This window comes from Aestuariivirga sp., from assembly GCF_046294715.1.
Classification (GTDB): domain Bacteria; phylum Pseudomonadota; class Alphaproteobacteria; order Rhizobiales; family Aestuariivirgaceae; genus Aestuariivirga.
Map to the genome: position 1 here is coordinate 1 of NZ_JBKBKI010000039.1, position 10,079 is coordinate 10,079.

General features: G+C 67.0%; 12 protein-coding genes. 10 read left to right on the forward strand and 2 right to left on the reverse strand.

Features of this window, described 5'->3' with window-relative positions; all coding sequences use genetic code 11:
• Nucleotides 1-320: 320 nt before the first annotated feature.
• From sppA to ACK4HL_RS18285, 10 genes are read left to right on the forward strand one after another with little or no spacing between them, the layout of a single operon-like run.
• Nucleotides 321-1,256, forward strand: coding sequence for a signal peptide peptidase SppA (gene sppA / locus ACK4HL_RS18240; RefSeq protein WP_409763460.1), 936 nt, complete (start codon nucleotides 321-323; stop codon nucleotides 1,254-1,256).
• 13 nt (nucleotides 1,257-1,269) lie between these two features.
• Nucleotides 1,270-1,554: an integration host factor subunit beta gene (locus tag ACK4HL_RS18245; protein WP_409763463.1), complete on the forward strand. Its 285-nt coding sequence runs from the start codon at nucleotides 1,270-1,272 to the stop codon at nucleotides 1,552-1,554.
• A 35-nt stretch (nucleotides 1,555-1,589) separates the two neighbouring features.
• A complete protein-coding gene (locus tag ACK4HL_RS18250) occupies nucleotides 1,590-1,937 on the forward strand; it encodes a DUF1049 domain-containing protein (RefSeq protein WP_409763466.1) in 348 nt (115 codons plus the stop codon).
• A 6-nt stretch (nucleotides 1,938-1,943) separates the two neighbouring features.
• On the forward strand, nucleotides 1,944-2,867 hold the full coding sequence (locus tag ACK4HL_RS18255; RefSeq protein ID WP_409763469.1) for an ornithine cyclodeaminase family protein: 924 nt from the start codon (nucleotides 1,944-1,946) through the stop codon (nucleotides 2,865-2,867).
• Nucleotides 2,868-2,902: 35 nt separating this feature from the next.
• On the forward strand, nucleotides 2,903-3,604 hold the full coding sequence (gene pyrF / locus ACK4HL_RS18260) for an orotidine-5'-phosphate decarboxylase (protein WP_409763472.1): 702 nt from the start codon (nucleotides 2,903-2,905) through the stop codon (nucleotides 3,602-3,604).
• Nucleotides 3,594-4,241, forward strand: coding sequence for a phosphoribosylanthranilate isomerase (locus ACK4HL_RS18265; RefSeq protein WP_409763475.1), 648 nt, complete (start codon nucleotides 3,594-3,596; stop codon nucleotides 4,239-4,241). The genes pyrF and ACK4HL_RS18265 overlap by 11 nt, the downstream gene beginning before the upstream one ends.
• A 35-nt stretch (nucleotides 4,242-4,276) precedes the next feature.
• Nucleotides 4,277-5,497 carry a tryptophan synthase subunit beta gene (gene trpB / locus ACK4HL_RS18270; protein WP_409763478.1) on the forward strand — a complete coding sequence of 407 codons (1,221 nt, stop codon included), beginning with the start codon at nucleotides 4,277-4,279 and terminating at the stop codon, nucleotides 5,495-5,497.
• Nucleotides 5,494-6,312: a tryptophan synthase subunit alpha gene (trpA, locus tag ACK4HL_RS18275; RefSeq protein ID WP_409763481.1), complete on the forward strand. Its 819-nt coding sequence runs from the start codon at nucleotides 5,494-5,496 to the stop codon at nucleotides 6,310-6,312. The genes trpB and trpA overlap by 4 nt, the downstream gene beginning before the upstream one ends.
• A gap of 6 nt (nucleotides 6,313-6,318) precedes the next feature.
• Nucleotides 6,319-7,218, forward strand: coding sequence for an acetyl-CoA carboxylase, carboxyltransferase subunit beta (accD, locus tag ACK4HL_RS18280; protein WP_409763484.1), 900 nt, complete (start codon nucleotides 6,319-6,321; stop codon nucleotides 7,216-7,218).
• Between the two features lie 4 nt (nucleotides 7,219-7,222).
• On the forward strand, nucleotides 7,223-8,551 hold the full coding sequence (locus ACK4HL_RS18285; protein WP_409763487.1) for a bifunctional folylpolyglutamate synthase/dihydrofolate synthase: 1,329 nt from the start codon (nucleotides 7,223-7,225) through the stop codon (nucleotides 8,549-8,551).
• A 22-nt stretch (nucleotides 8,552-8,573) separates the two neighbouring features.
• On the opposite strand, the gene ACK4HL_RS18290 is transcribed toward ACK4HL_RS18285, so the two are convergent.
• Nucleotides 8,574-9,671 carry a M24 family metallopeptidase gene (locus ACK4HL_RS18290; protein WP_409763490.1) on the reverse strand — a complete coding sequence of 366 codons (1,098 nt, stop codon included), beginning with the start codon at nucleotides 9,669-9,671 and terminating at the stop codon, nucleotides 8,574-8,576.
• Between the two features lie 85 nt (nucleotides 9,672-9,756).
• A complete protein-coding gene (locus tag ACK4HL_RS18295) occupies nucleotides 9,757-10,011 on the reverse strand; it encodes a hypothetical protein (protein ID WP_409763493.1) in 255 nt (84 codons plus the stop codon).
• Nucleotides 10,012-10,079 lie beyond the last annotated feature (68 nt).

Here is a 10,079-nt window from a genome sequence, read left to right on the forward strand (position 1 = left end):
CCCCTGCTACCTGCAGCCCACATAGGTAGCGCCGCAGATGAAACACCAGGCACCGCCAGACCAGAGGCTGCTACGAAGATCAAGCCAGATCAGATACTTGTCTACGCCCTGACAGGCGGTGCCACACAGGGAAACACTACTTCACTTCCTCGTGGGGAGGGAGGGTGAGGGGTGATGTCGAGGCCTTGCACCCACCATACTCCCCGCGGCACGACCCCCACCCCAGCCCCTCTCCACAAGGGGGAGGGAGGCCCTAACCGAAGATTTCCCTCTTGGCCGTCCCCGCCTATATAAGCCCCACACCATCCCTGGAGCCCGCCATGATCTCGGAAGCCGAACTCATCGTCGACCGCCGCCGCCTGAAGCGGAGCCTCACGCTGTGGCGCGTCCTCGCCGTGCTGCTCGCCGTCGCGGCCATTGCCGCGCTGGTGTGGAGCGGCGGCAGCGGCAGGCGCTTCGAGAACCACATCGCCCGCGTCGGCATCGACGGCCTCATCACCGGCGACCAGAAGACGCTCGACCTCCTGAAGGAGATCGAGGAGGCGAACCAGGTCAGGGGCGTCATCCTGCGCATCGACAGCCCGGGCGGCACCACCGCCGGATCGGAAGCCCTCTATGACGCGCTGCGCAAGGTGGCGGCGAAAAAGCCCGTCGTCGCCGTGATGGACACGGTTGCGGCATCGGGCGGCTACATCACGGCACTCGCCGCGGACCGCATCGTGGCGCGCGGCAACACCATCACGGGATCGATCGGCGTCATCTTCAGCTTCCCCGAGGTGTCGCGCCTGCTCGACACCATCGGCGTCAGGATGGAGGAGCTGAAGTCCGGCGAGCTCAAGGCCGAGCCCTCGCCCTACAAGCCCGTCACCGACAAGGCCCGCGCCGTTTCCATGGAGATGGTGCGCGACGGCTACGACTGGTTCACCGGCCTCGTGGCCGAGCGCCGCCAGCTTCCCATGCCGCGGGTGCAGGAACTCTCGGACGGCCGCGTCTACACCGGACGCCAGGCGCTTCAGGTGAAGCTCGTCGACGAGCTTGGCGGCGAGGAGAAGGCCGTGGCCTGGCTCGAAACAGAAAAGAAGCTTGCCGCCAAGCTCCCCATCGTCGACTGGGAGCCGCGGCGCTCCTCCACGGCGGGGCTCGGCTTCTCCGCCGCCGACATCGTGCTGCGCGCCCTGGGCCTCGAAGGGCTGAAGGCCGCCGCCGAACGGGCGAAACTTGACGGACTCCTCGTGCTTTGGCACCCTGCCCTCTAGCCAGGGAAGCGTCATGATCAAATCAGAGCTCGTCCAGAAGATCGCCGAGAAGAACCCGCATCTCTATCACCGCGACATCGAGCGCATCGTGAACACGGTGCTCGACGAGATCATCAACGCCCTGAAGGAGGGCGACCGGGTGGAACTCCGCGGCTTCGGCGCCTTTTCCGCCAAGGCCCGCAACGCCCGCATGGGCCGCAACCCGCGGACGGGCGAAGCAGTGGAAGTGGTGGCCAAGCGCGTGCCCTTCTTCAAGACCGGCAAGGAGCTGCGCGAGCGGCTGAACGACAAGGCCTGATTGCGCCGGGTCTCGCCAGGGCGTAGAAGCGGGCCATGACGCTCAAGGGAATATTCAGCTGGCTCGTGGGCCTGCCCATCGCGGTGGCGGGCGTGGGCTTCGCCGTGGCCAACCGGCAGTGGATCACGGTCTCCTTCGATCCCCTGAACCGCGTCCACCCTATCGCCACCGTCGACATGCCGCTCTGGGCGCTGTTCTTCTGCGGCGTCCTCGTCGGCATCTTCGCGGGCTGGTACGTCGCCTGGCGCGGCAATGCCCGCTATCGCCGCGCCACGCGCGAGGCGAAGATCGAACTTGTCCGCACCCAGCAGATGCATGAGCGCGAGAAGCGCGAGTGGCAGCAGCACCAGCACGCCGGGGCACTGAGCCTCAGGCAGGAGTAACGCCCCTTGAAAATTCTCTCCGCCGAGGACGTGGCCCGGCTCGGACCCTATCGTGACATCGTCGAGGCGCTGCGGGAAGGTTTCCGCGCCGGGATCGAAACGCCCGTCCGGCACCATCATGACATCTCCTCCGCCGCGACGCTGCTGCTGATGCCGGCATGGTCGCGCGAATGGGCGGGCATCAAGACCGTGGTCTTCAAGTCCGACAATGCCGCGCTGGGCTTGCCGACGATCCAGGCGAGCTACCTGCTGATCGAGCAGAAGACGGGTACCACCGTGGCCCTCATGGATGGCGGCGAAATCACCCGCCGCCGCACTGCCGCGGCCTCCGCCCTTGCCGCCGACTACCTCGCGCGCGCCGATGCCGCGACCCTGACTGTTATCGGCGCAGGCGCACTGGCGCCGCATTTCGTGCTGGCCCATGCGGCGGTGCGGCCGGTGAAGCGCGTCTTCGTCCACGGCCGCACGCTGGCCAAGGCCGAAACGCTCGCCGCCGAGCTGGCGCATCACGGCTTCGAGGCCCATTCGGTGACCGATCTCGAGCATGCCGTGCGCCAGTCCGACATCGTGAGCTGTGTGACGACGTCGACCGAGCCCATCGTCAGGGGCGAATGGCTGAAGCCCGGAACCCATGTCGACCTCGCCGGCGCCTTCAAGCCTTCGATGCGCGAGACGGACGCCGAGGTGGTGGCGCGCGCCTCCGTCTTCGTCGACACGCGGGACGGCGCGCTGGCCGAGGCGGGCGACCTGCTGCAGGCCCGCGACGAGGGCAAGTTCGATTTCGCCGATATCAGGGGCGATCTCTTCGAGCTCTGCCAGGGAACGGCGAAAGGCAGGCAATCCGCGGACGAGATCACGCTGTTCAAGTCTGCCGGGACCGCCATCGAGGACCTTGCCACCGCCATCATGCTGTATCAAAAGGCCCGCTGACGGCCTGCCGCAGGGGCGGGCCCCAGGAGCCCGACATGCCCTCGAACCCGATCTGCGCCGCCCTCGACACGCCGGACCTCGAGAGGGCCGTGTCCCTCGCCCGCGCGCTGAAGCCGCATGTGGGCTGGGTCAAGATCGGCATGGAGTTCTTCTACGCCCATGGCATTCAGGGCTATGCCAGGGTGGCGGAGCAGGGGCTTCCCGTGTTCCTCGACCTGAAGCTCCACGACATTCCGAACACGGTCGCCTCCGCCATGGCCTCGCTGATGCGCCTTTCGCCGGTGCCAGGCATCGTCAATGTCCATGCCACGGGCGGGCTCGACATGATGAAGGCGGCGGCGGAGGCGGTGGACGGCCGGGCGCAGCTCATCGCCGTCACCATCCTGACCAGCCTCTCGGACGACGACATCTGGCAGGCGGGCTTCGAGACGGCGAAGGATACGCAGGCCCACGCCAGGGGACTGGCCGAGCTTTCGCAGCGCGCCGGCCTCGACGGCGTGGTGTGCAGCCCGCATGAACTGGTCGGCATCCGCCACGACCTTGGAACGGGCTTCCTCACCGTGGTGCCCGGCATCCGCCCGGCAGATGCCGCCACGCAGGACCAGAAGCGCGTGGCAACGCCGGAGGCCGCGCTGGCTGCGGGGGCGGACATCCTGGTGATCGGCCGCGCCATCACCGCAGCGGAAGATCCGGCCAGGGCGGCGCAGGAGATACTGGCGGGGCTCCATGCCCGCTGAGGTCAAGATCTGCGGGCTCTCGACGCCGGAGACCGTCGATGCGGCGATCGCCGCCGGGGCGGATTTGATCGGCCTCGTCTTCTATCCGAAGAGCCCGCGCAACGTGACCCTGGAGCAGGCCTCCGCGCTGGCGGAGCGGGCGCGGGGCCGCGCGAGGATCGTGACGCTGGTCGTCGATGCCGATGACGCGCTCCTGCGCGCCATCGTGGAAGGGGTCGATCCCGACCTCATCCAGGCCCACGGCTCGGAAAGCCCGGAGAGGATAGCGGAGATCGCGCGGCTCACCGGAAAGCCGGTGATCAAGGCCATCCGGGTGAGGGACGACGCCGACATCGCCGCCGCGGCGGATTATTCCACCGTGGCGAGCCTCATCCTCTATGACGCCAAGGCTCCCGAAACCCTCGGCAACGCGCTTCCCGGAGGCAACGGACATGCCTTCGACTGGGGCCTGCTGGAGGGAGAACGGCGCCCCGCCTTCATGCTGGCCGGGGGCCTGACGCCGGAAAACGTGGCCGAAGCCATCCGGGTGACGGGTGCTCCCGTAGTGGACGTGTCATCCGGGGTCGAATCGGCCCCGGGCGTCAAGGACATCGGCCTCATCCGGAAATTCATTGAGGCGGCCAAGGCAGCCCGCTAGAACCGGGCATCATTCGAGAGAGGCGGCAGAGCCCCATGAACGTGACCACCCCCAATTCCTTCCGCACCGGGCCGGACGAGAACGGCCTGTTCGGCATCTACGGCGGCCGCTTCGTGGCCGAGACGCTGATGCCGCTCATCCTCGAACTCGAGCAGGCCTACAAGGACGCCAAGGCGGACCCTTCCTTCCAGGCGGAGCTCGACTCCTTCCTCGAGCATTACGTGGGCCGCCCGAGCCCGCTCTATTACGCCGAACGCCTGACGGAGCACCTCGGCGGGGCCAAGATCTATTTCAAGCGGGACGAGCTGAACCACACCGGCGCCCACAAGATCAACAACGTGATGGGCCAGATCCTCTTGGCCCGCCGCATGGGCAAGAAGCGCATCATCGCCGAGACCGGGGCCGGCCAGCACGGTGTTGCCACCGCCACCGCCTGCGCGCGCTTCGGCCTCGAATGCATCGTCTACATGGGCGAAGTGGACATGGAGCGGCAGAAGCCCAACGTGTTCCGCATGAAGCTCCTGGGCGCCGAGGTCGTGCCAGCGAAGTCCGGCTCGCGGACGCTGAAGGACGCGCTGAACGAGGCGCTGCGCGACTGGGTGGCGAATGTCGAGGACACCTTCTATTGCATCGGCACGGTGGCTGGCCCGCACCCTTACCCAGAGATGGTGCGCGACTTCCAGTCGGTGATCGGCCGCGAGACCAGGGCGCAGATGCTGAAGCGCGAGGGCAGGCTTCCGGATTCGCTCGTCGCGGCGATCGGCGGGGGCTCCAACGCCATGGGGCTGTTCCACCCCTTCCTCGACGACACGGACGTCGCGATCTATGGCGTCGAGGCGGCAGGCCTCGGCCTCAGGACCAAGACCAAGCATGCGGCCTCGATCTCAGGCGGCAGGCCCGGCGTGCTGCACGGCAACCGCACCTATCTCCTGATGGACGACGACGGCCAGATCATCGAGGGCCACTCGATCTCGGCAGGCCTCGATTATCCCGGCATCGGGCCGGAGCACGCCTGGCTCCATGACATGAAGCGCGTTGAATATGTTTCGGCAACCGACAAGGAAGCGCTCGAGGCCTTCCAGCTCTGCTGCAGGCTCGAGGGCATCATCCCCGCACTCGAGCCCAGCCACGCGCTGGCGCATGTGATGAAGATCGCGCCGAAGAAGCCGAAGGACCACCTGATGGTGATGAATCTCTGCGGCCGCGGCGACAAGGACATCTTCACCGTGGCCGACGTTCTGGGAGTGACGCTGTGACGACCCGCATCGACCGCCGCTTCGCCGCGCTGAAGGAAGAGGGCCGCGCCGCCCTCGTCACCTTCGTCACCGCCGGCGACCCCGACTACGAGACGTCCCTCAAGATCATCGCGGGCCTGCCGAAATCCGGCGCCGACGTGATCGAGATCGGCATGCCCTTCACCGACCCGATGGCCGATGGACCGGCGATCCAGGCGGCGGGGCTGCGCGCGCTTGCCGCCGGCCAGAACATGAAGAAGACGCTGAAGCTGGTGAAGGAATTCCGCAAGGCCGACGACGAGACGCCGATCGTGCTGATGGGCTACTACAACCCGGTCTATGTCTACGGCGTCGACAAGTTCCTGAAGGATGCGAAGGCGGCGGGCGTCGACGGCTTCATCATCGTCGACCTGCCGCCCGAGGAGGATTCGGAGTTCTGCATCCCGGCCCTCGAGGCAGGGCTCAACTTCATCCGCCTGGCCACGCCGACGACCGACGACCACCGCGCGCCCACCGTGTTCCGCAACACGAGCGGCTTCGTCTATTACGTCTCGGTGCTCGGCATCACCGGCACCAAGGCGCCGGACCTGAAGAGCGTCAAGGCCAACGTCAACCGCCTGCGCAAGCACACGGAACTGCCGATCTGCGTGGGCTTCGGCGTGAAGAGCGCCGAGCAGGCGCGCGCCATCGCCAGGGATGCCGATGGCGTGGTCGTCGGCTCCGCCCTGGTGAGTGCCGTCGAGAAGAGCCTCACAAAAGCCGGAAAGCCCACCTCAAAGACGGCGAAGGCCGTGCACGCGCTCGTCTCCGAGATCGCGCAGGGCGTGAGGAGCTAGCGCCACGTGAACTGGATCAAGAACTTCGTCCGCCCGAAAATCCGGTCGATCCTCGGCACCGACAAGCGCGAGGTGCCGGAGAACATGTGGGTGAAGGATCCCGATTCCGGCCAGATGGTCTTCTACAAGGACCTCGAGGCGAACCAATACGTGATGCCGCAATCGGGCTATCACATGCGCATGCCGCCCGAGGCGCGCCTCAGGGCCATGTTCGACGACGGCGCCTATGAGAAGATCGCCATGCCGCAGGTGCCGGCCGATCCGCTGAAGTTCCGCGACGAGCGCAAATATGCCGATCGCCTGAAGGAGGCGCGCAGCAAGAACGGTGTCGACGACTGCATCCAGGCGGGCTTCGGCGACCTCGGCGGCTTTCCCGTGACGATCGCCGTCCAGGATTTCGCCTTCATGGGAGGCTCCCTCGGCATGGCGGCGGGCGAGGCGATCATCACAGCGATGCGCGCGGCGGTGGAGAGGAAGACGCCCTTCGTCTTCTTCATCTCCTCGGGTGGTGCCCGCATGCAGGAGGGCGTTCTCTCGCTGATGCAGATGCCGCGCACCACCGTGGCCGTCCAGGAACTCCGCGCCGCGAAGCTGCCCTACATCGTGGTGCTCACCCATCCGACCACGGGCGGCGTCACCGCCTCCTACGCCATGCTGGGCGATGTGCACGTGTCCGAGCCCGGCGCCCTGATCGGTTTCGCCGGCCAGCGCGTCATCGAGCAGACGATCCGCGAGAAGCTGCCGCCCGGCTTCCAGCGCGCCGAATATCTCCAGGAGCACGGCATGGTGGACCTGGTCGTCCACCGCCACGAGATGCGCGATACGCTGAGCCGCATGATCCGCATGCTGATGAAGGCGCCCTCGCGCGAGCTGCCCTCGACCGCGCTCGTGCCCGCCGAAGGCTGATCCCGTGGCCTTGAGCGACGCAATCCTGACGCGGCTGTTGTCGCTGCACCCGAAGATCATCGACCTGAGCCTCATGCGCATGGAGTCAATCCTGGCGAAGCTTGGTCACCCCGAAAGGAAGCTGCCGCCGGTCATCCACGTCGCCGGCACGAACGGCAAGGGATCGACGGTCGCCTATCTCCGCCACATAATGGAGGCGGCGGGCCTCCGGGTGCACGCCTACACCTCGCCGCACCTCGTCAAGTTCCACGAGCGCATCCGCGTGGCGGGCGAGCTCATCGCGGAGGCCGATCTTTCCGCACTCCTCGAGGAATGCGAGGCGGTGAACGGGGGCGCGCCCATCACCTTCTTCGAGATCACCACGGCTGCCGCCCTCCTCGCCTTCAGCCGCAGCCCGGCGGACTACCTGATCCTCGAGGTGGGCTTGGGCGGCAGGCTCGACGCCACCAACGTGATCGACGGCCCCGCGCTCTCCGTCATCACCACCGTCGACTACGATCACCAGCAGTATCTGGGCGACACGCTCACCCTCATCGCGCACGAGAAGGCGGGCATCCTGAAGCGCGGGCGGCCCGCCGTGATCGGCCCCCAGCCGGACGAGGCAAGGGCCGAGATCGAACGCGTGGCGGCGCGCGCCAGGGCGCCGCTGCACATCGCCGGCCAGGACTGGCAGGCCTATGAGCAGCACGGCCGCCTCGTCTTCCAGGACGAGAACGGTCTTCTGGACCTGCCGCTGCCACAGCTCCGCGGCCGTCATCAGATCGACAATGCCGGGAACGCCATCGCCGCCATCCGCCTTCTCGACGATCCGCGCATCGGCGAGCGGCACATCGCAGAGGGCCTCAAAGTCACCACATGGCCGGCGCGCATGCAGCGGCTGGGGCCCGGCGCACTCTCCCAGCTCGTTCCCGCCGGCACCGAGCTCTGGCTCGACGGCGGGCACAATCCTTCCGCCGGACGCGTCCTGGCGCAGGCCTTCTCAGATCTGAACGATCGGCACTCGCGGCCGCTCGTGCTCGTCTGGGGCATGCTGAACACAAAGGATGCGGGGAGCTTCATCGGCTGCTTTTCGGGGATCGCCAGCCGCGTGGTGGCGATCACCATCCCCGAGGAGGAGAATGCGGTTAAGGCGGAGCCGCTGGCCGAGGCCGCCCGCGCCCACGGTCTTGCCGCCGAGACGGCGGCGAGCCTCGAGGCGGCACTGCGCCAGGCCTCGCTCACCGTGCCCGCGCCGCGTATCCTGATCTGCGGCTCGCTCTACCTTGCCGGACGCGTTCTGGCGGCGCATGCACAGGAGGAGATGACCAAGGTTTCGGGCGCCGGGCGGCGGTAGGGTCTGCCTTGTCCGTGGCGCCCTAGCCCACCAGCCGCAGCCCGCGCGGGAAGCTCGTCAGGCATTCGATGCCGGTCTCGGTCACCACCACGTCGTCCTCGATGCGCACGCCTGCCTCGCCTTCCCGGTAGAGCCCCGGCTCGATGGTGAAGACCATGCCCGGTTCCAGCACCTGCATGTTGCCGCGCATGATCTGCGGCGCCTCATGGACGTCGAGGCCGAGGCCGTGCCCCGTCTTGTGGCGGCAGAAGGCCGCGAACTGCGACTGCTCGAGAACCTTCTGCACGGCGTCGTCGACGTCCGAGGCGGTGATCCCGGCGCGCGAGATCTCGCGTCCGCGCGCATTGGCGGCAAGCACGGTCTCGTAGAAGGCGCGGTCATGCTCCGAAACCTCCTTCACGAAGAAGGTGCGGGTGATGTCGGCGCTGTAGCCCTGATGGCTGCCGCCGAAATCGAAGAGCAGCGCGTCGCCCGGCTTGATCCGGTAATCGGGACGCGCGTGGGCGTGCGGCTTGGCGGCGTTGTCGCCCGCCGCGACGATCGGCGCGAAAGCCAGCCCGTCGGCACCGTGCGAGAACAGGTTGCGGAGCAGGATCGACTCGATCTCCGTCTCCGTCATGCCGACGCGGATCTCGGCGAGCGTGGCCTCGAGGGCGGCTTCGGAGATGCGGATCGCCTCGCGCTGCAGCGCGATCTCCTGCGGCGTCTTGACCAAGCGGATGGCCGAGATCTCGGCGTGAATGTCCACGAAGCCGGCACCGGGAAAGGCTTTCTGGAGGGCGAAGAGATCGAAGACGCGCATGCGCTGTCCCTCGACACCGATACGTGCGCCATCGCGGAGCCCGGGCAAGGCCTCGCCTGCCGCCAGGAAGGCTCCCATGTAGCCCGTCTCGTCGCGCCAGGAAAAGACGTGGCCGGGAAAGCCGAGGGGCGAGAAGGAGCCCATCTCGAGCTGCGGCACGACGGCGACGGGCTCACCCTGGCGCGGCACGATCACCGCGAGTGGCCGCTCCATCTGGTGAAAGTCCTGGCCGAAGACACGCCTGAAATTGGCGCCCGGGACGAGAACGAGCGCATCGAGCGCGGTGCGGCGGAGAACGTTCAGCAGCGGCGCGAGCATGGTTGCGAACCCGGAGGAGGGAGAACGTTTTCTTCAAAGTAAGTTCAATTGCGAACTTACCTTGGGCAAGATTTGGAGCTTGAGCTTACTTGATCATGTAGATGTAAGCGGTGCTTACGCCGTATTTTTCGGCAAGCTTCGCGGCCGAGACACCCTTGGCGCGCTTGGCGAGAATATCCGCCCGCATCTTGGCTGCTTCGCCGGCGGAGCGGCGGCGGCGCTTGGCTGCGCCATTTCTGCCACCCGTGCGCGCCTCTTCGAGGTGTGCCGTGTCGAGCATCTTCTGCGCCGTGGCGATGATCTTGTTGAGGTAAGCAACCTGTCGCTTCGAAAGTGCCATTTCCGCTCCTGGCGATAAGGAAGAGTGATGACCAGGAGGTGACGTCGATGTCAAGCCTGGCAGACTCC

Bases quoted from the DNA above. Each gene is read 5' to 3' on its own strand.
- sppA (WP_409763460.1), top strand. From the start codon at position 321: ATGATCTCGGAAGCCGAACTCATCGTCGACCGCCGCCGCCTGAAGCGG.
- ACK4HL_RS18245 (WP_409763463.1), top strand. From the start codon at position 1,270: ATGATCAAATCAGAGCTCGTCCAGAAGATCGCCGAGAAGAACCCGCAT.
- ACK4HL_RS18250 (WP_409763466.1), top strand. From the start codon at position 1,590: ATGACGCTCAAGGGAATATTCAGCTGGCTCGTGGGCCTGCCCATCGCG.
- pyrF (WP_409763472.1), top strand. From the start codon at position 2,903: ATGCCCTCGAACCCGATCTGCGCCGCCCTCGACACGCCGGACCTCGAG.
- ACK4HL_RS18265 (WP_409763475.1), top strand. From the start codon at position 3,594: ATGCCCGCTGAGGTCAAGATCTGCGGGCTCTCGACGCCGGAGACCGTC.
- trpB (WP_409763478.1), top strand. From the start codon at position 4,277: ATGAACGTGACCACCCCCAATTCCTTCCGCACCGGGCCGGACGAGAAC.
- ACK4HL_RS18290 (WP_409763490.1), bottom strand. From the start codon at position 9,671: ATGCTCGCGCCGCTGCTGAACGTTCTCCGCCGCACCGCGCTCGATGCG.
- ACK4HL_RS18295 (WP_409763493.1), bottom strand. From the start codon at position 10,011: ATGGCACTTTCGAAGCGACAGGTTGCTTACCTCAACAAGATCATCGCC.